Origin of the sequence: Paenarthrobacter sp. AMU7, from assembly GCF_041200195.1 — a bacterium.
Lineage (GTDB): Bacteria > Actinomycetota > Actinomycetes > Actinomycetales > Micrococcaceae > Arthrobacter.
Genome location: NZ_CP165735.1, coordinates 2,252,541 through 2,274,899, shown reverse-complemented (window position 1 = coordinate 2,274,899; position 22,359 = coordinate 2,252,541). Strand labels below are relative to the sequence as shown.

Annotated in this window: 19 protein-coding genes and 1 pseudogene; 13 read left to right on the top strand and 7 right to left on the bottom strand. The window is 63.0% G+C overall.

The window, feature by feature from the left end; translation table 11 throughout:
- Positions 1–27: 27 nt before the first annotated feature.
- Positions 28–1,071 carry an NAD(P)-dependent alcohol dehydrogenase gene (locus ABQM86_RS10400; RefSeq protein WP_369746566.1) on the bottom strand — a complete coding sequence of 348 codons (1,044 nt, stop codon included), beginning with the start codon at positions 1,069–1,071 and terminating at the stop codon, positions 28–30.
- Positions 1,072–1,201: 130 nt separating this feature from the next.
- On the opposite strand from ABQM86_RS10400, the pseudogene ABQM86_RS10395 reads away from it, so the two are divergent.
- The 3 genes and pseudogenes from ABQM86_RS10395 (at position 1,202) to ABQM86_RS10385 (ending at position 6,130) form a co-directional block, all read left to right on the top strand.
- Positions 1,202–2,091, top strand: a pseudogene (locus tag ABQM86_RS10395) (helix-turn-helix transcriptional regulator).
- A gap of 404 nt (positions 2,092–2,495) precedes the next feature.
- Entirely contained in the window at positions 2,496–4,217 is a 1,722-nt protein-coding gene (locus ABQM86_RS10390) for an acyltransferase (RefSeq protein WP_369746565.1), read from the top strand.
- Between the two features lie 116 nt (positions 4,218–4,333).
- Positions 4,334–6,130 (top strand): DUF222 domain-containing protein, encoded by a 1,797-nt coding sequence (locus tag ABQM86_RS10385; protein WP_369746564.1) that lies wholly within the window; start codon positions 4,334–4,336, stop codon positions 6,128–6,130.
- Positions 6,131–6,430: 300 nt separating this feature from the next.
- Here ABQM86_RS10385 and ABQM86_RS10380 read toward each other — a convergent pair whose 3' ends face one another.
- Together ABQM86_RS10380 and ABQM86_RS10375 are read right to left on the bottom strand one after the other, a co-directional pair.
- Positions 6,431–7,009, bottom strand: a complete 579-nt coding sequence (locus tag ABQM86_RS10380) for a Clp protease N-terminal domain-containing protein (RefSeq protein WP_369746563.1) — start codon at positions 7,007–7,009, stop codon at positions 6,431–6,433.
- Positions 7,010–7,162: 153 nt separating this feature from the next.
- On the bottom strand, positions 7,163–8,098 hold the full coding sequence (locus ABQM86_RS10375; protein ID WP_369746562.1) for a 5'-3' exonuclease H3TH domain-containing protein: 936 nt from the start codon (positions 8,096–8,098) through the stop codon (positions 7,163–7,165).
- Between the two features lie 181 nt (positions 8,099–8,279).
- Here ABQM86_RS10375 and ABQM86_RS10370 point away from each other — a divergent pair, with 181 nt between their 5' ends.
- The 3 genes from ABQM86_RS10370 (at position 8,280) to ABQM86_RS10360 (ending at position 12,168) form a co-directional block, all read left to right on the top strand.
- Positions 8,280–10,190 (top strand): FAD-binding monooxygenase, encoded by a 1,911-nt coding sequence (locus ABQM86_RS10370; protein WP_369746561.1) that lies wholly within the window; start codon positions 8,280–8,282, stop codon positions 10,188–10,190.
- Between the two features lie 170 nt (positions 10,191–10,360).
- The gene (locus ABQM86_RS10365) at positions 10,361–11,632 is read left to right on the top strand and encodes an MFS transporter (RefSeq protein WP_242703599.1); all 1,272 of its coding nucleotides are present in this window, start codon (positions 10,361–10,363) and stop codon (positions 11,630–11,632) included.
- Between the two features lie 17 nt (positions 11,633–11,649).
- Entirely contained in the window at positions 11,650–12,168 is a 519-nt protein-coding gene (locus ABQM86_RS10360; RefSeq protein ID WP_207597375.1) for a dihydrofolate reductase family protein, read from the top strand.
- 31 nt (positions 12,169–12,199) lie between these two features.
- Here the strand turns inward: ABQM86_RS10360 and ABQM86_RS10355 are convergent, their stop codons facing one another.
- Genes ABQM86_RS10355 through ABQM86_RS10345 form a run of 3 tightly spaced genes read right to left on the bottom strand, consistent with a single transcriptional unit; the run spans position 12,200 to position 15,198 of the window.
- Complete coding sequence (locus ABQM86_RS10355) at positions 12,200–12,970, bottom strand: SDR family NAD(P)-dependent oxidoreductase (protein WP_369746560.1); 771 nt, start codon at positions 12,968–12,970, stop codon at positions 12,200–12,202.
- Positions 12,971–12,988: 18 nt separating this feature from the next.
- Complete coding sequence (locus tag ABQM86_RS10350) at positions 12,989–13,957, bottom strand: LysR family transcriptional regulator (RefSeq protein ID WP_369746559.1); 969 nt, start codon at positions 13,955–13,957, stop codon at positions 12,989–12,991.
- 29 nt (positions 13,958–13,986) lie between these two features.
- Positions 13,987–15,198, bottom strand: coding sequence for an MFS transporter (locus tag ABQM86_RS10345; protein ID WP_369746558.1), 1,212 nt, complete (start codon positions 15,196–15,198; stop codon positions 13,987–13,989).
- A 270-nt stretch (positions 15,199–15,468) separates the two neighbouring features.
- Between ABQM86_RS10345 and ABQM86_RS10340 the strand changes: the two genes are divergently transcribed.
- The 7 genes from ABQM86_RS10340 to ABQM86_RS10310 all read left to right on the top strand — a co-directional run bounded on the left by ABQM86_RS10340 (position 15,469) and on the right by ABQM86_RS10310 (position 21,999).
- Entirely contained in the window at positions 15,469–16,488 is a 1,020-nt protein-coding gene (locus tag ABQM86_RS10340) for a VOC family protein (RefSeq protein WP_369746557.1), read from the top strand.
- Complete coding sequence (locus ABQM86_RS10335) at positions 16,488–17,429, top strand: fumarylacetoacetate hydrolase family protein (RefSeq protein ID WP_207597371.1); 942 nt, start codon at positions 16,488–16,490, stop codon at positions 17,427–17,429. The genes ABQM86_RS10340 and ABQM86_RS10335 overlap by 1 nt, the downstream gene beginning before the upstream one ends.
- Positions 17,426–18,433, top strand: a complete 1,008-nt coding sequence (locus ABQM86_RS10330) for a cyclase family protein (protein WP_369746556.1) — start codon at positions 17,426–17,428, stop codon at positions 18,431–18,433. Before ABQM86_RS10335 ends, ABQM86_RS10330 begins: the two co-directional genes overlap by 4 nt.
- A 65-nt stretch (positions 18,434–18,498) precedes the next feature.
- Complete coding sequence (locus ABQM86_RS10325) at positions 18,499–19,623, top strand: FAD-dependent monooxygenase (RefSeq protein WP_369746555.1); 1,125 nt, start codon at positions 18,499–18,501, stop codon at positions 19,621–19,623.
- Positions 19,620–20,696: an amidohydrolase family protein gene (locus ABQM86_RS10320; RefSeq protein ID WP_369746554.1), complete on the top strand. Its 1,077-nt coding sequence runs from the start codon at positions 19,620–19,622 to the stop codon at positions 20,694–20,696. Before ABQM86_RS10325 ends, ABQM86_RS10320 begins: the two co-directional genes overlap by 4 nt.
- Before the next feature lie 10 nt (positions 20,697–20,706).
- On the top strand, positions 20,707–21,720 hold the full coding sequence (locus ABQM86_RS10315) for a fumarylacetoacetate hydrolase family protein (RefSeq protein ID WP_369746553.1): 1,014 nt from the start codon (positions 20,707–20,709) through the stop codon (positions 21,718–21,720).
- Positions 21,721–21,738: 18 nt separating this feature from the next.
- Complete coding sequence (locus tag ABQM86_RS10310) at positions 21,739–21,999, top strand: hypothetical protein (RefSeq protein ID WP_207597366.1); 261 nt, start codon at positions 21,739–21,741, stop codon at positions 21,997–21,999.
- A gap of 1 nt (position 22,000) precedes the next feature.
- Here ABQM86_RS10310 and ABQM86_RS10305 read toward each other — a convergent pair whose 3' ends face one another.
- Positions 22,001–22,357: a TraR/DksA C4-type zinc finger protein gene (locus tag ABQM86_RS10305; protein WP_280627877.1), complete on the bottom strand. Its 357-nt coding sequence runs from the start codon at positions 22,355–22,357 to the stop codon at positions 22,001–22,003.
- Positions 22,358–22,359 lie beyond the last annotated feature (2 nt).

Genomic DNA, 22,359 nt, shown 5'->3' with positions numbered 1-22,359 from the left:
CGTGGCCTTTCCTCTCGTGCAGTGTTTCTAGCCGATGGTGGAAGCGTCGATGACAAAGCGGTAGCGGACGTCGGAGGCGAGCACGCGCTCGTACGCCTCGTTGATCTTGCTGGCCGGGATGACCTCGATTTCGGCGCCAAGGGCATGTTCGGCGCAGAAGATCAGCATTTCCTGCGTTTCCCGGATGCCGCCAATGGCGGAACCAGCGAACCGGCGACGACCTGTGATCAGCGAGAACACGTTCACCGGCAGCGGTTCGGCCGGGGCGCCAACGTTGACCAATGTGCCATCAAGTGTCAGCAACTGAAGGTACGCGCTGATATCGATCGAAGCGCTGACCGTGTTGATGATGAGGTCGAAGGTGCCGCCGAGTTGCTCGAATGTGGCGGGATCACTGGTGGCGTAGTAGTGGTCCGCGCCAAGCCCGAGCCCGTCCTCCATCTTCTTCAATGACTGCGAAAGGACCGTGACCTCAGCGCCCATGGCATGGGCGATCTTGACGGCCATGTGGCCGAGTCCGCCGAGCCCGACAACCGCAACCTTCTTGCCGGGACCGGCGCCCCAGTGGTGCAGGGGCGAGTAGGTGGTGATGCCTGCGCAGAGCAGCGGAGCAGCAACGTCCAGTTCCAGGCCCTCCGGAATGGTGACGACGAAGTCCTCATTCACCACCACATGGCTGGAATATCCGCCTTGGGTGATGGTGCCGTCGCGGTCAACGGCACCATAGGTGCCCACGTTTCCCTTGAGGCAGTATTGTTCTTCTCCGGCCAGGCAGTTCCGGCACTCCTTGCACGAGTTGACCATGCAGCCGACGCCAACGCGGTCGCCCACCTTGTGCTTGGTCACATCGGAGCCAACCTCGGTGACGATGCCGGCGATTTCGTGACCGGGGGCCAGAGGATACTGCTGCGGCCCCCAATCACCGCGGACCGTGTGGATATCGGAATGGCAGATGCCGGCGAACTTGATGTCAATGTGGACGTCGTTCGGGCCGACCTCGCGACGTTCGATGGTGGTCAGGGTCAGGTCGCCCGTAGCCGAGGGGGCAGCGTAAGCGTTAGCGGTAGGCATGTTTCTCCTGCGTTGTGAACGTTGGTGGATATTTCCATCTAACCTTGTTTCCCTGGACGCAAGGAGTTACTGCTGTAAGGGGTAATGACAGGGACTCCCTTAGCTGGACAAAAGCCATACCGTTGAAACCATGGACAACCGGACTGAGACGCGTGACTTTCTTTCCACCCGAAGGGCGAAAATCACGCCGGAGCAAGCGGGACTGGCAGCTTATGGCGGCAACCGTCGGGTCCCCGGACTTCGACGCGGCGAAGTGGCCATGTTGGCAGGCATGAGTGTTGAGTATTACACCCGGCTGGAACGGGGAAACCTCTCCGGGGTCTCTGAAAGTGTGCTGGACTCGCTGGCCAACGCCCTGCAGCTGGACGACGCCGAACGCGCCCATCTGTATGACCTCGCCCGCGCGGCAAGCGATGGCGGCAAGTTCCGGCGTCGTCCTGTCCGGAAGCAGGCCATCCGGCCGGGGGTGCAACTCACGCTGGATGCGATCACCGGCTCGCCGGCTTTCATCCGCAACGGCAGGTTGGACCTTCTGGCAACGAACGCCTTGGGTCGGGCCCTGTACGCAGACATTTACGACAGCCCATCCGGACCGCCCAACCATGCACGTTTCCTCTTCCTTGATCCCCGCAGCCACGATTTCTACACGGACTGGGAACGCGCCGCCAACGACACCGTGGCCATCATGCGAACGGGGCCGGCCGTGATCCCTATGACCGAGGGCTCAGCGACCTTGTGGGCGAGCTGTCCACCCGCAGCGAGGAATTCCGTGTCCGCTGGGCATCCCACAATGTCCGCCAGCATTTCACCGGGAAGAAACAGTTCCGGCACCGGATAGTCGGTGACCTGCACTTGCTCTACGAGGCCCTGGAATTATCCGCTGACGCCGGTTTGACCTTGACCGTCTACAACGCCGAGCCCGGTACGGGCACTGCGGACGCCCTTCAATTACTCGCAAGCTGGGCTGCGACCACTCCCGCGTCGGCCGCGGACTCAGAGCCCATCCGTCACCATCATTGAGACCTTCATCAAGGAGTTCATGGATATCCCGCCCAAGACCACCAGCACCAAAGGGCCTGCGGAGCTCTTCACCGGCGAGGTCTATTTTGACGTCCTCGCCAAGGGCGAAGAGCCATCGCAGTTAAGGATGAACATCGTCAGGTTCGCGCCGTGTTCCCGGACAGCGTGGCACACCCACGCGGGGGGCAAAACCGTCTACACGCCCCTGGCGAGTGGCACTGGCATGGCGCTGCCCCGGATCACTTCATGGGTCATTTGGCTAGGTGGGAAACCGCCGGCGCCACCGGTGGCTCAGAGACGGCGTGGGGAGAGTTGGTCACCGATGAGGAGTACGGCTACCCGGAGTGATCGACCTTGATTGTTTGCGTCTGACGCATTGACCGGAGTGGGAGGGGCCGCAAATAATGAGGGAAGCGCTTTCCAACACCTGTCACCGCGGAGCCTACGACGTGAATCCCCAGCACCACCTCAATTTTGACTACTCTCCTTGGACGTTTTGGAGTTCTGCCTCGGAGGCGGAACGGGACGCGCAGCACGAATACCAAAATGGCTTCGCGGCACGCGATGGCGTCACCATAGGTGAGCGGGCTTTCCTGTCTCCGATGGCCAGTATTGACCCCGACTCACTGTCCATTGGCGCAGACTCCTTCATAGCCGCCCACGCCTACGTCACGGGTACCGTCACCATTGGTGACGATTGCACGGTTAACGCCTTTACCGTGGTTCGAGGCGACATCACCATGGGCGACGGCGTGAGGATCGGCGCCCACACCTCCATCCTCGGCTTCAACCACTCCATGGATCCCGCCGAACCCGTTTTTAGACAGCCGTTGACCAGCACAGGCATCCGCATCGGAGACGACGTCTGGATTGGGTCCAACGTGGTGGTCCTTGACGGAGTCACAGTTGGCTCGCATGCAGTTCTGGCCGCGGGCGCCGTGGTCACCAAGGATGTTCCCGAATGGTGCATCGTGGGCGGAAACCCTGCCCGCAGGATCCGCGACAGGCGGGATGCCGCTCCGGCCAGGACGTTGGGGGATCTGACCGCGGCCGACGGCGGGCTGTTGGCAGAGTTGAGAGCCTTCGCCGATGCGGCACGCACCGATGCTCCGCTGATTCTTTCAAGGAGTTGGACCTCCGCCGATGGCGGCTGCTATGTGGACCGTCCTGGCACATCGCCGACCGTCAGGGCGCACTGCGATGCCATTGAAATCGCGGACCTCCTGTTGGGTTCCGTCCCACCGCAGCTCACCCGGGCGGATCACATCGAGCAGCTCCAGGCACTCCAGGATCCGACCTCCGGGCTGGTGCCGGAGTTGGGCTCCGACACCATTGCTCCGCTGGTCTTTGGCGAGGGACCAGCCACCTATCATGTCCTCTCGGCAGGCTATGCCCTGGATCTACTGGGGAGCCGGTTCCGCCATCCGGTGTACTGCATCGCCGACATGGACCCGGCAATGCTGATTTCTTACTTGGACGCGCTGCCGTGGCGAAAGGAAGCCTGGGGATCAGGTGCTTGGGTGGACGCATGGGGCACTGCCGCTTACTGGAACCTTGCGCAGAATCATCCCAACTCCGTGGGTTCGTTGGAGGCGCTGTTCGGCTGGCTGCTGACGCACGTCAATCCGTTGGCTGGAACGTGGGGTACGCCCACGACAGATACCCGGATGAAGGTCGTCAATGGGTATTACCGCCTGACTCGTGGCACTTTTGCGCAGTTCGGGGTACCGGTCCCCCACGTTGAACGCCTCGTGGACACTGTCATGGAGCACTCCTCGGATCCGCGCTATTTCTCCCCCGGGCGGCAGAATGCCTGCAACGTCCTGGACGTCGTCCATCCTTTGTGGCTGGCGTCCAAGCAGACCTCATATCGCCGGGCAGAGATCAACAGCTGGGCCGGAGCCCAGCTGAAGCAGGCCTTGGGCCGGTGGCATCCGGGCCAAGGAATGGCTTTCAGCGCTGCGGAGGAGAGCGGAGACCACCATCTCCCAACACTTCAAGGAACGGAGATGTGGCTGGCCATCATCTGGTACCTCGCCGACATCCTGGACAGCGCCGAAGCACTGGGATACAAGCCCCGCGGCGTCCACCGGCCCGAACCCGCGTGGTCGCTGCCTGGTCTGTAGCTTTCCGCACATCACCATGTCGGCTGATTCCCTTCCAACGCTCTCACTTGATGCCGAAAGCACGTGGCGACAACGACCGGCGCAATAATGTCAGAGCCCCCTGACATGCTGTTTTTATGGAAAAACCAGGGCAGTCGACAGCACTCAGGGCGCAATTTTCCCCTGCTGTGGTTGCCCTGACCGCTGTCCGGTCACGACGCGTCTTGAGCATGCCGGACGTGCTGAAGGCCGGGTTCAAGGATTCGACGGCGACCGTCACCTGGATTGGCCACTTCCACGGCGCCGGGCTGCCCAACGGTCAGACGAAGTCCGCCCGGGCTTCATCGCTCACCGGCCTCGCCCCGGCCGGCGTTTCGGCCCAAAGTCCAAGATCAATCCCGACCGTCCCGCCAGTCCAACGTCGCGACACCCAGCGCCCTGATCCCAAGGCGGCCGGCAGCCGGGACCTGGCGGCGTTCCTTGACGACAGCGCGGCACTTCTGGACTCCGCGCGCGTGTCCGCTGCCGGTGAGGCGCGGCTGTTTGGGTTTGTTGAAGCGGCTGATTTTGCCGGCGAGGTCGAGGAGATCGCCCGGTCGGTGGAGTACTTGCAGGTGGTCGCGGCGCAGGCTGTGGAACGGACCCGGACCGAAGCCCAGCAAACCAAGCCCGGACCCTCGGCAGCAGCACCGCAATGGCGGACCGGCTGGACGGAACCAGCCACGGACGCAACAGTGCCGGGCGCAACGGTTCCAGGAGCGGCCAGTGTTCTGGATGACGGGTACCGGAACGCGGCCCAGTTCCTGCGCGCACGGTTGCGGATCGGCATTGGAGAAGCCAAGCGCCGGCTCGCCCTCGCACCCGACGTCCTCCCCCAAACCGGGATGGCCGGGCAGAACATCCCGGCCCGCCACGAAATACTTGCGCAAGCCCTCACCACCGGGGACCTGCCTTCCCGTTCGGCCTCGATCATCAGCACCGCCCTGGACAAAGTCCGGCACCTCACCGACGAGGACACCCTCACCCGGATGGAACACGCCCTCACCACCACCGCGGTCGAAACCGACCCGGACTTCGTCACCACAATGGCCAAACGCTGGATCGACGCCATCGACCACGACGGCCCCGAACCCACCGAAGAAATCCTCCGCCAACTCCAAGGCGTGTTCCTCCGCCGCCGACGCCGCCACGGCCTCCACCACCTCGAAATCTTCGCCACCGACGAACAATACGAAATCCTCACCACCGCCATGAACGTCGCCACCAACCCCCGCCTCACCACCCCCGGCACCGAAGCCAGCCCGGACCTGGACCGGCGCAGCCGCCCACAGAAACTCCTCAACGGCCTCACCAGCGCCTGCAGCCTCGCCATGCGCACCGAAAAACTACCCGCCAACGGCGGCCTCCCACCCCAACTCACCGTCACCATCGGATACCAAGAACTCCTCGAACAAGTCCACAACCACCACCACAACCCCGGCACCGGCACCGGCACAGTAGCTGGGATAGGGACAGGCACCGCGACCTTCACCGGCCCGATGCACCCGAACACCATCCGCAAAATCGCCTGCGACGCCGACATCCTCCCCGTCCTGCTCGGCAGCGACTCCCGCATCCTGGACATCGGCCGCACCACCCGGATCTTCCCACCCCACATCCGCAAAGCCATCACCGCCCGCGACCAAGGATGCGCCTTCCCCGACTGCACCATGCCCGCACCCTGGTGCGAAGCCCACCACACCACCTACTGGTCCAACGGCGGCACCACCTCAACAGACAACGGCACCCTGCTCTGCAGCCACCACCACCTCATCCACAAAGAACAATGGCGCATCGACATCAAAACCGGCATCCCCTGGTTCATCCCCCCACCCCACATCGACCCACACCAAACACCCCGACGCAACCACCACCACACCCCCCACAGAACATAGGAAAGCGTCCGCAGAACAACAACACGCCCAACCGTGAAGCCGGGTCACGCCCAGCACCGTCCCAATAACAGGGCGACCCGTCCAGCAAAACGGTGCGCGGTCGGAGCGGGCCTGATGCTGGACGACGCCTGATGCTGGACGACGCCTGATGCTGGGCGCGTCCTGACGCTGAGCGAGCGTAATGCGTTCGAGCACAGCTCAAGTGCGTCCAGCAAGGTACGGACCAGACCGCAAGGGATCCCCCGGATATCGCCCGGGGGATCCCTTGCTTCAGCCGATCAGCTGGTCAGCTTGGCAGTGTCAGCGGCCGCCTCCCCCAATGACTCCAGCCTCCACGGCTTTGGTCACGGCGTCTGCCTCTGCCTGGGTCAGTTTGCCGTCCGTGACCGCCTTGTCCAACTTGGATTTCAGTGCAGCGGAGCGTTCCGCTTGGCCCGCGGCCCGGATTTCTTCCAGTGCCGTGGTGACCTTGGCTTCGTCGACGCCCAGGGCGGCAGCAAGAGATTTCGCCAGTGCCGCGTCCTGCTCCGTCCGGTCCGGCTTGGTTCCTTCGGCTCCGTCTGTTCTTTCAGCAGGCGGCGTGGTGGGTTTGTTGGCCTCACGGAATGCCTTCAAAGCTTCGGTGACCTTAGCCTCATCCACACCGAGCTTGGTTGCCAGGTCAGCGGCTATCTGTCCCCGATCGTGTCCGTGTCCGCCTGGCTTTCCGCCCCGGTCTGAAGGGGTGGTTGCTTCCGCTGACGACGTGCCGTTTGGGGACGCCGTGGCGCTCGGCGTCGGCGTGGTGGCCGCCGTCGCGATACTCGTCGCGCCCAAGCCTGCGCCCAATGCCAGTGCTCCGGCTGCTACGCCCAGCGTGATTCTCTTGACTTTAGACATGTGCCTCTCCTCAATGAGCCGTCGGTACGGCTGGTGTCTGAGGGACGGTCAAAGGTTCCGTCCTCCTTAACACGATGAGAGACCCACCACAGCCCCGGCTGTTCCGAACCTGTCATTCGGCTGTGAAAGTGAACCGGAGCCTGTGGGTGGATGTCAGCGGACTCGGTCCAGCGCCTCCAACAGCCTCTTGACCGATCCACCCAAATTCCACTCCGTCGCCAGCTGTTCCAGTTCCGTGCGCGCGTCTCCGGTGACGGGACGCAGCTCGGCACCTGCTTCATCAAGCGTCGGCACTTCCAAGTCCCGCACCACATTTACGACCGTAGGCGCCACGTTGAGGTAGTCAGCCGCCGCGGACAGCTTGGCGCGCACAGAAGCCGACAACCCGCCGTCGGGAGCTTCCGCCGCCTCAAGCAGCCCCTTCAATGACCCGTGTTCGCCAAGCAATGACGCCGCCGTCTTTTCTCCGATGCCGGCAACGCCGGGTAGTCCGTCGGAGGCATCGCCCCGGAGTGTTGCGAAGTCGGCATATTGCTGGGGCAGCACACGGTACTTGCCCACCACAACGACGTCGGTGAGGACTTCCAGGTTCTTCATTCCACGTGCTGTGTAAATGACGCGGACTCCACGGTCATCATCGACGAGCTGGAACAGGTCGCGGTCGCCCGTGACCACATCCGTCGGCATCCGGGACTGGCTCGCGTAGGTCCCTATGACGTCATCCGCTTCATGGGCGTCAACGCCCACCACAGCGATCCCCGCGAGGTCCAGTACTCGCCGGATCATGGGAATCTGCGCCTCAAGAGGGTCGGGGACAACCTCCACATCCGGACCAGTTGGAACCATCTCCGCGACCCGGTGCGACTTGTAGCTGGGAATCAGGTCCACGCGCCATTGCGGGCGCCAATCGTTGTCCCAGCAGGCGACCAAGTGCGTGGCTTCGTAGTCGGTGGTGAGTCGGGCGATCATATCCATGAGCCCCCGCACCGCGTTCACAGGTGTGCCATCGGATCGGCGGATGGAATCGGGCACGCCGTAGAAGGCGCGGAAGTACAAAGAGGCAGTGTCCAAAAGCATCAGTCGCGGCATACCTGATCCTGACACGTCCACAGCCCTTTGGGCAGGAAGCTCCGGCAGATTCGGTGGTGGGTCACTGCGAACACTTGAAGCCTGCTGTGAGCGGCATTACTATTGTGTGAGCGATAATAGAACAAGCTGTTCTATTATCGAACACCTTGATTGATGGCCCACAAAGAAGTGAGGAAAGCCCGTGCAGTTCCACCACCACGGATACGTATCCGGTGACCCGCGAGTTGAACCGGCCGCCGGCGTCGGCATCAACCGCCCCGCCGAGCTGCCCGACGAAGTTGACGTTCTCATTGTGGGCACCGGCCCGGCCGGAATGTTGACCGCGGCGCAACTGTCCCAGTTTCCTGACATCACAACCCGCATTGTGGAGCGTCGCCCCGGACGGCTCGCCATCGGCCAGGCCGACGGCATTCAGGCCCGCAGCGTCGAAACTTTCCAGGCATTCGGGTTTGCCGAACGAATCATCGCGGAGGCCTACCGCATCACCGAGATGGCCTTCTGGAAGCCGGACCCGGCCGACCACTCCCGCATTGTCCGGGCCGCCCGGGCTGTGGACGATCCCGCGGGGATCAGTGAGTTCCCGCACCTGATTGTGAACCAGGCCCGCGTGCTGGACTACTTTGCCGAGTTCATGGCCAACTCCCCCACGCGGATGACGCCGGACTACGGCTACGAATTCCAAGGCCTCGAAGTCACCGAAGACGGCGACTACCCTGTCACCGTCACACTGGCCCATACGTCCGGTCCCAAGGAAGGCCGGGAGCGCACTGTCCGGGCAAAATATGTGGTGGGGGCTGACGGTGCCCGCAGCAAAGTTCGCGAGTCCATCGGTTGCCACCTTGCCGGCGATCAGGCCAACCACGCCTGGGGTGTCATGGACGTCCTCGCCGTCACCGATTTCCCGGACATCCGCACCAAGTGCGCCATCCAGTCCGGCGCCGGTGGCAGCATCCTGTTGATCCCCCGCGAAGGTGGCCACCTGTTCCGCATGTACGTGGACTTGGGTGAAGTTAATCCCAACGACAAAGGCGCCGTGCGGAAAACCACCATCGAGCAAATCATCGGCAAGGCCAACGACATTCTCCACCCCTACACCCTGGATGTCCGCAATGTCGCCTGGCACAGCGTCTACGAGGTAGCACACCGGCTCACAGACAGGTTCGACGACGTTCTGCCGGAGGACCGCGGTACCCGCACGCCACGGGTGTTCATCACCGGCGACGCCTGCCACACCCACAGCGCGAAAGCCGGCCAAGGCATGAACGTCTCCATGCAGGATGGCTTTAACATTGGCTGGAAGCTCGGCCACGTCCTGGAAGGCCGCAGCCCCGAAAGCCTACTGGACAGCTACTCGGCCGAACGCCAGGTGGTGGCCAAGAACCTGATCGATTTCGACAAGCAATGGTCCACACTGATGGCCAAGAAACCAGAAGAATTCGAAGACCCCGCCGAACTGGAGACCTTCTACACCAGCACCGCAGAATTCCCGGCTGGCTTCATGACCCAATATGCCCCGTCCATGCTGGTTGCCGAGGCACAGCACCAGGAGCTCGCCACCGGCTTCCCCGTCGGTAAACGCTTCAAATCGGCACCCGTCCTCCGTGTCTGCGACACCAACCCCATGCACCTTGGCCATCACGCCAAAGCAGATGGCCGTTGGCGCATCTACGTCTTTGCCGATACTGCCCAAGCGGGCAGCCCAGGTCCGGTAGCCGACTTCGCCGAGTGGATCGCGAACTCACCGGAATCGCCGCTGGCCGCGACGCCGTCGGACGCTGACCGCGACGCCTGGTTCGATGTGAAGGTGATCTACCAACACGACCACACCAACGTGGACATCAACGCCGTACCCGAGGCCTTCAAACCCACGGTAGGACCCTTCAAGCTCACCTACCTTGAAAAAGTGTTCGGTACCGACCCCAACAACGACATCTTCGACCTGCGCGGACTCAGCCGGGACGGCGTCGTTGTGGTGGTCCGCCCGGACCAGTACGTCGCCAATGTGCTGCCCCTGACCGCGACGGCCGAACTTGGCCGGTTTTTCGCGCCGCTGTTGGCTTCACACCCGGGCGCTGGACTCGTCCAGGCGTAGAAGCTTCAACGCTGGAAAACTGCCGGTGGACTCGACAGCCACCGGCAGTTTCTCCGTGGTCTGGCATTCGCGGTGGCTTCGGCGTAGAACGGCTCTATGGGCGATCAGTATGGGTTGCAGGCGGACGTGGCCGCCCAAAAGGCCCTCGGTCGATGGTGCAGGTGGGCAAGGTGAACGAGGAAGCCCGCAAGATTCAACGTGTCTACCTCACGCTGACGCTGGGAAACACCATTGCTGCCTCGTTCATCTGGGGTATCAACACTCTCTTCCTGCTTGATGCCGGGCTGAGCAACCTTGAGGCATTCGCCGCCAATGCGTTCTTCACAGCAGGGATGGTCCTTTTCGAGGTTCCTACCGGGGTCATCGCCGACGGTTGGGGCCGTAGGGTTTCCTTCTTGCTGGGCACGGTGACGCTGGCCGTCTCCACCTATTTGTACTTTGTGCTGTGGCAGATCTCGGCGCCATTCTGGATGTGGGCAGTGGTCTCCGTCCTGCTGGGCTTGGGCTTTACGTTCTTCTCCGGGGCTGTGGAGGCCTGGCTAGTGGACGCTTTGCGCTTCTCGGGTTACGAAGGCGGGCTCGAGTCCGTGCTGGGCAGGGGGCAAATGGTGCAAGGCGTGGCCATGTTGCTCGGCTCCGTGGCCGGCGGCGTCATAGCCCAGGCAAGCAATCTCGGGGTGCCGTTCATCCTCCGGGTAGCTGTGTTGGCAGCGATGTTCGCAGTAGCGTTCGCCCTAATGCACGACGTCGGGTTCTCGCCTGAACGCTCGACGCACCCCCTTCGTGCTACCCGCGCAGTGCTTTCCGCGTCCATTGAGAACGGATTGAAAAAACCGCCAGTACGCTACGTGATGCTCGCCGCACCGTTCAGCGCCGGCGTCGGAATCTATGTTTTCTACGCCCTTCAGCCGTTCCTGCTTGATCTGTTCGGCGACCCGCGCGCCTACTCCATCGCCGGACTGGCTGCCGCCATTGTGGCTGGTTCGCAGATCCTGGGCGGCTGGCTCGCTCCCCACGCACGAACACTGTTCCACAAACGCACGTCCGTCCTGATTCTCGGTGGCCTGGTGGGTGCCGTCATCCTGCTGATCCTCGGGTTCACCCGCAACTTCTGGCTTGCGTTGGTGCTCCTGGCCCTGTGGGGCGTAGTGGGCGCCGCCGCAACTCCGGTCAGACAGGCGTATATCAATGACATGATCCCTTCGAAGCAACGGGCCACCGTACTCAGTTTCGATTCGCTCATGGGTTCAAGCGGTGGCGTGGTCATCCAGCCACTCCTTGGCCGGGGGGCTGATCTTTACGGCTACCCGGCATCCTTGGCTGTGGCCGGCGTCATCGAGCTGATCGCGGTGCCGTTCCTGCTGGCAAGCCGGAAGCAAGGCGCAGCGGCGGACACGGCCGTCACAACTGAAACCGCCCCGGACACCGAGTCCTTGCCGTGAGTAAGGTGTTCGGGGGCATGGCCTCCAGCTTGGACGGATACATCGCCTCAGAGGGCGGCGATCTTTCATGGCTGAACGATGCCATGGCCAGGGACGAAGACTACGGATTTGAAGCCACCGAGCGCAGGACCGGGGCTTACATCATGGGGGCCAACACCTACCGTGAGGTGTCAGCGATGGGCGGCGGGGTGTCCAAGGTCCCAACGTACGTGGTCACCCACCATCAAACACTCGCTACCAAGGGCACTACCGAACTGTTCTCCGGCGATCTGCGGGAACTCGTTGCGCATATCAAGGAAACCATTGCTGGGGACAAAGACATCTGCCTGTTTGGCGGCGGTGAGTTGGTGACGGAATTCATCGAGCAGGGTTTGATCGATGAGCTGGGTATTTCCGTGATCCCCGTCATCCTGGGCGGTGGCATTCCGTTCTTCGGCCGGGTGGGTCAGTGGACGAAGTTGGAACTCATGGAGTGCCGTCATTACCCGTCCGGAATCGTCCTGTTGAACTACCGGTTGGTGGGCCCGGGGACCTAGGAGTTCAACGGCGCCAGCCACGTGTTATCGGTCAACGCACCGCATCTGAGATTGATTTCGCTCCGCCGTGGCTGCTCTGTCCACCGTCAACCGGCAGGTCCACTCCCGTGACAAAAGCGGCCATTGGGCTCAGGAGGAAAAGCACGACGGCCGCAACTTCCTCGGGAGTCCCGGTTCTCCCCAGCGGCGTCTCGGCGATGCTGGCTTCCCTGAAAGCCGGGTTGGCTCCGGAAGTCATGGGCGTCTCGATAAATCCAGGATGAACCGAGTTCACCCGGATGCCCTGCGGCCCGAGTTCCGTGGCGGCGGCGATGGTAAGCCCCCGCAGCGCCCATTTACTGGCGGTGTAGGCAACAGGGTAATGCCCGCTGAGGGCCGCCACTGATCCAACATTGACGATGGAAGCCCCGGGCTTCATCAACGGAACGCAGGCCTGCATTCCCAGCAGAGGCCCAGTAACGTTCACCTCCGATACGGCGGCGAGATCGGCCGGTGTTGCCTCGAGCAGGCGGCTGCGTCGGGTGATGCCGGCGTTGTTGACCAAGCCGTCCACCCGGCCGTATTCGTCGTGGAGGAGCTTCGCCAAGTGCGCCCACCCACTCGGCTCGGTGACATCGAGTTGGCGGTAGACAATGCGGTCCGGGTGTGAAGCGGCCACGGCCTTCAGGGCTGCGGATGGCTCCGCGGTCAGATCTGCCGCGAGCACGGTCGCCCCGGTAGTGGCCAGCAGCAGGGTTTCGGCCAGGCCTTGGCCACCGTTGGCGCCTGTAATCACCACCATGGCGTCTGTCATATCAAGCATGATGTTGCGTCCACAGCATCATCCGTCCGCCCCAACGCGATACGTTGCTGCGACGGGTATGGGATGTGCCGTCACCGGGAAAAGAGCGTGCAGTTGGGAACAGGCCCGCTGAACCACTGACCTCAGCCAGGCGTTGGCTGGATCTTCGGTCTGTGATGGATGCCAATACATTGCCTCGACCAATGAGGCCTCCAAGTCTCCGGTGAACTCCAGAACCTCGATCCTTGCCCCGCGTTGGGCCCTGGACGCCAGCATCCTCGGCACCAAGGCCACCAAGTCCGTACCCTCCACCAGGAGGGGCAGGGACAGGAAGCCTGCCACTGTCGCTGCCACCCGCCGTCGAACGCCCCGGGACTCAAAAAGTTTGTCAGCCGGGGTGCTGATCCCCTCGCCGAAGTACCCCACCGCGTGCGGGACGCCAATAAGATCCGTCAACGTCATGGCCGGCATCCGGAGCAAAGGATTCGCGGCATCGACCACTGCTACAAAACTGTCACGGAACAGCTGCTTGGAGTCGCCTTGCATCTTGTAACCAGTGGGCCCCACCAACAGGTCCATCTTGGAGTATTCGGCCATGGTGCCCTCAAGTCCGGAGGTCGGAACGAAGTCCACCACCACGCGTGGTGCTTCCTGCTGCAGGATGCCCCGCAGCGGCCCCACAATGAGGGCAGCTGCATAATCGGAAGCCGCAATGACGAACTCGCGTTCGCTTGTGGTGGCATCGAATCCGGACCGGACACGCGTGGCCCGCTGGACATGAAGCATGGCTTCATCCACCAGCGGGACCAACGACTGCGCAAAGGGTGTGAGATCGTACGTGCGGCCGTGACGCACCAGGAGTTCGTCGTCGAAATGCCGCCTGAGCCTGGCCATGGCTGCACTGGTTGCAGGCTGGCTGAGTTGGAGCCGCTCGGCCGCCCGGGAAACGTTCCGCAGTTCCAACAGCACCTGCAATTGGGGCAACAGGTTGAGGTCCAGGTTCTTCATCCTCCTAGGTTATCCAGCCACGGTCTTCATCAGTGGCTGACAGGTACCAGCCGCGGCCCACGAATCAGCACAGCCAGCAACGCCAGCGCGCAGGCCAGGCCCAGCGCCCCGAGCGCAAGGCCCAGGTTGCCCAGAGCAGCGGCTGTCGCGCCCAGGACTATAGGCGTCAGGAACTGGCCGATGAACAAGGTTCCAGTCCAGATACCGGTGCCCCGGCCGCGCTGGGAGAAGTCCAGTCCGTTGACCGCCCACGTCAGCAGCGTCGGCAACAAAACACCCGTGCCCGCACTGGCGATCACTGCCCCAAGGACAGCCACCGGAACGCTGCCCGCCACGGAAACAACGCAGAGCCCGACGGCGGCGAGGCCGAAAGCGCCTGCCAACAGTTTTCGGGTGCCCAGCTTGGCCAGGAAACGGAAGGAGATTGCCCCTGCTGCCGTTGCAAGCGAAGCGATCGCAGCCGCACCACCAATGAGGGCGGCATCCTGGACGCCCAAACTTGTGATGACGTAGGGCAGGTGGACTATCAACGCGTAGAACACCATGCCGCCAAACAGTGTCACAGCAGCAGGTACACCGATCTGACGCCAGGGCACCGGCTGTTTCGCTGCCAGGCCCGTGGCTTGGCTCTTGGCTGGTTCCCAGAGCTTGAAGATCATGGGGACCACCAGGACGGCGCTGACTGCGTACAGCCAGAAGGGCGTCCGCCAGCTGATACTGCCCAAGGCGCCACCCAGCGCAAAGAATGCCGTCGCAGCAAGTGCGCTCACCATGGTTTGGAGGCCCAGGTATTTGTTCCGTTGCTGCCCCGCATAGTAGTCGGTGATCAGGGTTGTGCAGCACGTCATGATGGCTGCCTCTGCAATACCTACGCCGATCCTTGATGCGGCAATGGACTCAAGGGTGTCCAGCCATAGCGGTGCCGTGCCAAAAAGTGCGTAGGCCAGCATGGCGTAGATCAACAACTGCTGACGGCCCATCCTGTCAGCGACGTAACCCGCCAAGGGCGAAAACAATGCCACGAACAACGCTGGAAGCGTCAGGACCAGCGGCACAAGAATTGCGACACCCGCAGTGTCCGCGAAAACCTGGTTCAGGGTGGGCAGGACAGGTGCCAGCAAAACGGCGCCCAGGACCGGCATGCAGCTTCCGGCCACAAGAAGTGCAGCTTGCGCCTTGCCCGCTTCCCGGGTGGAGACCGGACGGCGCGACTCGAGCGCAGTGGGATCAATGATGCTCATGGGTGTTCCTTCGCCATTGAAGAGTCCCTGGTACCGGCAGGGTCGCCGAGGGGATTTCCATCACTGTGACAAGCCTCACTCCATCGGAGAATAGCTGTTTGGGTATAGCTGGTATTCATACGGCTGATAGCCGCACCGACTCCAACTATTTGTTTGACGGATAGCTCCTATCAGATACTTGCTCTTCTCCGGATACGTGATGTGGCTCATGGTGGTTACAGGACCCTGCAGAGAACTGTCCGAGCCATCAGTACATAGAAGGAATTCATCGTGGAAACTCCCCTCTCCCATCTTGCCCACCTCGAGATCACCGCTCCGGACGTCGACGCCTCGGCACGGTTCTACGAGGAGAAGTTCGGCATGCGCATCATCGACCGCGTGGAGGGCAATGTCTACCTTCGCTGCTGGGGCGATTACTACCGCTACAGCCTGGTCATCACTGAAGGCCCCGAGGCATCCTTGGGCCGGATGGCGTGGCGCACCAACTCCCAGGCCGCACTCGAAGCCGCCGCAGCCCGTGTTGAAGCAACCGGCGTGCAGGGCACGTGGACTGCGGGCGGTCACGGCTTTGGCAAGGCCTATGAGTTCACCGGTCCCTACGGCCACCACATGCGCCTGTTTTACGACGTAGAGAAGTTCGTTGCAGAGCCCGGCTTCGAATCCACCTACCCGGACCGTCCCGAGCGCCGCAGCAGCCACGCAGCCGCTCCACGCTTCCTGGACCACGTCACGGTGGCTGCCTCCGACGTCCGGGGGTTCGCCCAGTGGTACAACGAAGCGCTGGGGTTCCGCGTCATGGCCTTCGTGGACCTGGATGAAGCACCCATCACGGTCTTCTCAGTCCTGACCACCAACGAGAAGTCCCACGACCTCGGAGTGGTCCTGGACACCTCCCAGCGCGCCGGCCGCGTCAACCACATCGCCTTCTGGGTGGACGCCACCGAAGACCTGCTCCGCACTGCCGACGTGATGATGGAAAACGGGACCCCCATGGAATACGGCCCCTCCATCCACGGCGTGGGCGAGCAGAACTTCCTGTACTTCCGCGATCCCTCCGGTCTCCGCGTCGAGCTCAACTCCGGCGGCTACCGCAACTACGTCCCGGACTGGGACGCCAACACCTGGAAGCCTTCTGAAGGATCCAACAACTTCTACAAGAACGGCGCCATGCCGCACTCCATGACCGAATCCTTCCCGCCGGCCGAAGGCTTCACCGCAACGGAAGAAGGTGCTTCCGCTGAAATGAAGGAAGCACTCCTGAACCCCTACGCAAAGCAGGGCCGCGGCTAATGACGCAGCCAAACTACGCACTGATCCGCTTTCAGGAGCCCGGAGAGAGCAAACCCAAAGTCGGTCTTGTGGTGGGAGAACGTGTCCTCCCCCTGGACGGCGACATCAACTCGCTCATCCAGCACTGGGACACCACCGAAAGCGAACTGGACGCCTTGGCTGCCTCAGCGGGCGACGAAACAGGCCTGGCGTTGTCCGGCGTTGATGTCCTTGCTCCCGTGGAACCCATGCAAGTGCTGCAAACAGGGGCCAACTACCGCAAGCACGTGATCGACCTCGCGGTAGCCCACCGCGAAGCCGGCCAGGATGCCGAGGAGGTTCGCACCAAGACCGCCGCCATGATGGATCAGCGCGCCGGTCAGGGCACACCGTACTTCTTCATCGGGCTTCCGACGGCGATCGCGTCGGCCACAGATGATCTCACCCTGCCGTCCTACAGCAAGTCCCACGACTGGGAGCTGGAACTGGCAGCAGTCATCGGCAGGACCGCGTTCCGCGTCACTCCCGAGGAAGCCCTGGACTACGTGTACGGCTACACCATGGTCAATGACATCACCACCCGCGAGTACGTCTTCCGCAAGGACATGCCCGCCATCGGTTCGGACTGGTACCGCGCCAAGAACGCACCGGGGTTCCTGCCCACCGGTCCCCTGCTGGTACCGGCCAAGTTTTTCGGTGACCCGCAGGACGTCCAGGTCACACTGAAGCTCAACGGCAAAGCCATGCAGGACGAGTCCACCCAGGACATGATCTTCGGCGTTGCCAAACTCGTGAGCGAAGCCTCCCAAACGATGCCGCTGAAGCCAGGCGACCTGGTGCTGACAGGCAGCCCTGCCGGTAATGGCCAGCACTGGGGACGGCTCCTGCAGAACGGGGACGTCATGGAAGGCACCATCACCGGGCTGGGCACCCAGCTCATCCACTGCAAGGACGAACAGTGACCACCGATGCCGTGAACGTTTCCCTGATCCAGCGGAAAGATCCGCTGGCCAGTATCGCCGCCGCGGCCAGGCAGTTCAACAACTGGGGCCGCTGGGGCGAAGACGACGTTCTCGGAACGCTCAACTTCATCGATGCGGCCAAGCGCGTGGAGGCCGCTGCGTTGGTCACCACCGGCGAGGCCTTTTCCCTGTCCCAGCCCTTCGACACCAACGGCCCCCAGAAGGGGTGGCGTCGCCGGACCAATCCCGTGCACACAATGACGGACACCGGTGTGGATGCCGAGCGGGGCAACCAAGGGTTCCCCCACGGCTTCGGGGGCGCCGATGACGTCATTGCCATGCCTTTGCAGTGCTCCACGCAATGGGATGGGCTGGGTCATATTTTTGATCGCGGCAAGGCCTGGAACGGGCGTGCAGCCGGAGATGTGGTCACCTCCGAAGGCGACCTCGTCACCGGGATCGAAACCGCCGCGGCGAAGATCGTCACCCGCGGCGTGCTGCTGGACGTCGGCCGCGCACTCGGCGCGGACCTGGGGCGCACCGATGGCGAACTGCCCGACGGTTTCGCGATCACCCCCGAACACCTGGAACGCACCATTGAACGTCAGGGTCCCAGCTCCCCTGTTCGCCGGGGCGACATCGTTGTGATCCGAACGGGTCAGTACACACGGGTCCGGCGCGACGGGTGGGGCGACTACGCCGGCGGGTCCGCACCGGGCCTGTCCTTCAGCACCGCGGAATGGCTGCATACCTCGGAAATTGCCGGTATCGCCACAGATACCTGGGGCTTCGAGGTCCGGCCCAATGAGTTTGAAGGCGCGTTCCAGCCCCTGCACCAGATCGCCATCCCCAACCTTGGTTTGTTCCTCGGGGAAATGTGGGATCCTGACGCACTGGCTCACGCGTGCGCCGCCGACGGCAGGTATGACTTCATGCTCACTGCGGCCCCACTCCCCATCACCGGGGCTGTGGGCTCGCCGGTCAATCCCATCGCGGTCCGCTGACACCCCGTCCACCACCGCACGCAGCACACCAGGCAGCAACGCCGTCGACACAAAGGAGTCTTCAGATGGCAGCAGTAAAGAGGGTCGGAATCGTCGGAGCGGGAGCCGCGGGGCTTACTGCCGCCATCCTCCTGGCCGATGCAGGTATCGAGGTGGAGGTCCTGGAGAAGGCCGCGGAACCGCAAACCCTGGGCTCAGGGATAACGCTCCAAGGCAACGCCCTGCGAATCCTCCGCAACCTGGGAGTCTGGGATCAGGTGCAAGCACAAGGGTACGCTTTCAGCACCCTTGGCCTGCGCGCCCCCGACCCCGCCGGCACAGTCATCGCAGTCCTGGAGGACATCCGGACCGGTGGCGACGATCTTCCGGCAACGCTCGGAATGTACCGGCCGGACTTGACCGCCATCCTCCGGGACCGGGCCCAACAAGCAGGCGCCCGCATCAGCTATGGCAAAACCGTCACCGACATAGCTGACGACGGCGGCACCGTCACGGTCCGCACGGCCGATGGTTCCAGTGCCTCCTATGATCTCCTCATAGGCGCTGACGGGCTCCATTCCGCAGTCCGCACAGCGATCGGCATCGACGTCGAGCCCAAACCCACCGGCATGGGCATTTGGCGCGCCTTCGTCGAACGGCCCGAAGACGTAGTCCGGACCGATCTCACCTACGGTGGCCCATGCTTCATTGCCGGCTATTGCCCCACCGGACCGGACACCATTTACGCCTACCTCGTGGAAGAGGCGCAGGAACGCAGGCACGAAGACGGCCCACAGGTCATGGCAGAACTTGCTGCAGCCTACGGTGGCCCGTGGAACGAAATCAGGGACAACCTGGACCACAGCGCCCGCATCAATTACACGTGGTTCACCTCGCACTTGGTGGAAGGCCCGTGGAATCGCGGGAGCACCGTCATCATCGGGGACGCCGCCCACAGCTGCCCCCCGACGGTCGCCCAAGGGGCCGCCATGGCCTTGGAGGATGCGGCAGTGCTTGCGGAACTCCTGATCTCCGTCGACCACCTCACCGAGACCTTATGGAAAGAGTTCACGGATCGACGCTTGGAGCGGGCGACAGCCGTGGTACAGGCATCGGTCCAGTTGGGGCAGTGGATGCTGGACGGCGTCCGGGACGCCGATGTGCCCGGACTGATGAATTCCCTGTCAACCATGCTGAAGGAACCTGCATGAACACCCTTGCCACAGACCACCAATCCGTCATCGATGTCCACGCGCACGTCCTCATTCCGGCACTCCAACAAGAAGTGGCGGAAGGTGACCCGGAGGGATTCGCGGCCCTCCAGGCCCTGGAAGCCCTGAGGAACGGTCCTGAATCCATGGCCACCTCAGGCGCCATGATCAAGGAGCGGTGGCAACAGCTCACTGACCTCACCCGACGCCTGAAAGACATGGACGCCCAAGGCGTGGATGTCCAACTCGTCTCCCCGTCACCCTCGCACTTCTATTACTTTGCCCGTGCGGAGCTCGCACTGGCGTTGGCCAAGCAGGCGAATGCGGCAGTCCGTGAGCTCATCGACAGGGCTCCGGACCGGCTGAACGGACTCGGGCTCGTTCCTTTGCAGCATCCCCATCTCATGGTCGAAGCGCTGGAGCACGCCGTGACGGAATGCGGTTTGGCTGGTGTGGAGATCGGATCGTTCGCCGGCACGCCCGAGGCTGCGGAGCGCACCACCGTGGAGCTGTCGGATCCTCGGTTGGAATCCTTTTGGAGCCGGGCGGAGGAATTGGGTGCCCTGGTCTTCCTGCATCCGTTCGGCTGTTCCCTGGACGAGCGTCTAGACCGGTTTTACCTGGCCAACACCGTGTCCCAGCCGGCCGAGAACGCTGTGGCCCTGTCCCACCTCATCTTCAGCGGGGTCCTGGACCGGTACCCGGACCTGCGGATCCTCGCCGCCCATGGCGGGGGTTACCTTCCCACCACGATCGGCCGTTCGGACCATGCCTGGAAGGTCCGGCCCGAGGCGCGGCAGTGCGCCGAACCGCCGTCGTCCTATCTTCGGCGGATCTTCTTCGATTCGCTGGTCCACCATCCCCGCGAACTCAGGGCGCTCATCGAAGCTGCCGGGCCCACCCAAGTGATGCTCGGCTCTGACTACCCCTTTGACATGGGCTCGGACCACCCTGTTGCGGAGGTTCATGCCGCCGGCCTCTCCGACGCCGATATCACCCGGGTACTTGCCGGCAACGCCGGCCGTCTCGGTATCACCTCCGCGGCAGCCCCCGCCGCCCGCCCCACCGTCTAAGGAAGAAACCATGGTCAAGATTGCCCGCTGGAACTACGACGGCGGTACTCGGGAAGGGTTCGTCGACGACGACAACTGCTTTGCGCTGTCCGAGGGACGCACCGTCCAGCACCTCCTGCAGGCCGGTCTGGAAGAGACTCTGTCCATCGCCGCGGAAACGCGCCGGACCGTACGTCCTGTTGCCTTGCGGGACGTGCAGTTGCTGGCCCCGCTGCTACCGGGCACCATCAGGGATTTTGTTGCCTTTGAGGAGCATGTTGAGGGGGTTCGCAAGAGCATCGACGGTGTGGCAGGCGTAGTGGCCGAATGGTACGAAGCGCCGACGTTCTATTTCACGAATCCTCATACGGTGACCGGCACCGGCGAGGTGATCGGCATTCCTGCGGGTTGCAGCGAGCTGGACTTCGAGACCGAAGTCGCGGCCGTCGTCGGACACGTACCAGGCAGTGAGGGCAGGAACCTGTCCGCCCCGGACGCGCACCGCCACATCTTCGGTTACACCATTCTCAACGATTGGTCGGCGCGTGACCTTCAAAGGCGGGAGATGAAGGTCAGCCTTGGCCCCTGTAAAGGAAAGGACTTCGCCAATACCCTGGGGCCCTGGATCGTGACCGCTGATGAGTTCGAGCACCTGCACGACGAGCAGGGTTTTCTCCCCCTGGCCATGGCGGTGGAAGTCAACGGTGAGGCCATTGGCGGGGACCTCCTGTCCAACATGGGCTGGCCCTTCGCTGAGCTCGTGGCCTATGCGTCCCAGGACTCGGTGGTCCGGCCAGGCGACGTCCTGGGTTCAGGAACCTGCGGCAGCGGCTGCCTGGCCGAACTCTGGGGCCGGAACGGCGCCAGGACTCCCCCGCCTTTGAAGACAGGGGATTCCGTGGGAATGAGGGTGGATGGCATCGGCTCGATTCTCAACACTGTTGGTGAACGACGCGAAGCCGTCACCCGGGTTCCTGCCCGCAACCGGCCAGGTACCAAAGACGGCGGTGGCCGGAAAGTGCGGGAAACTGTCACTAACCACTAAAGAAAGCGCGGTCCACCTTTGATCTCCCTGCAGCAAGACCCTGAGGGCTTCGTCCGGATGAAGAGACACTTCCCTGGCGGTGCTTCAGTGTCCATACTCTTCACTGACGGAACCCAGGAAGTTTTCACCGGGCAACGGCTCAACGACATCTACGACGAGGCGCTGGCTGCTTATCGCGCCGGCAACAACCTGGACGCGAAAGGGTTCAACCGAGGACCCCGGAAGAAGGTCCAGCAAACCATCGAGTTCATCCCCGTCTCGCCGGGCATGTCCGGGTAGCTCACCGGCGCCGGCCGGAGGCGTGCTCCACGCAGAAGGGCGTCCACGGCCGGGCCTCGAGCCTGGCCTCCGGAATGTCCGCGCCGCACACCTGGCACCTCCCGTAGCTGCCCTCGACAATCCGCTCCAGGGCAGCATTGATCTCCTCCAGGCCTGCGCGGCTTTGCTCCAAGAGGGCTTCAGCCTGCGAAAGCTCAAACGCGATGGTGCTGCCCTCGGGATCATGTTCGTCATCCACATTGGAGTCCTGCCGTGCGAGGCTCACCGAGGTGATGTCGCTGCGCAGTGCTTCCACCAGCTTCATTTTTCGGTCCCGTTCCTCCGTAAGGAGGACCTTGAACCGCTCTGCGTCATCCACGG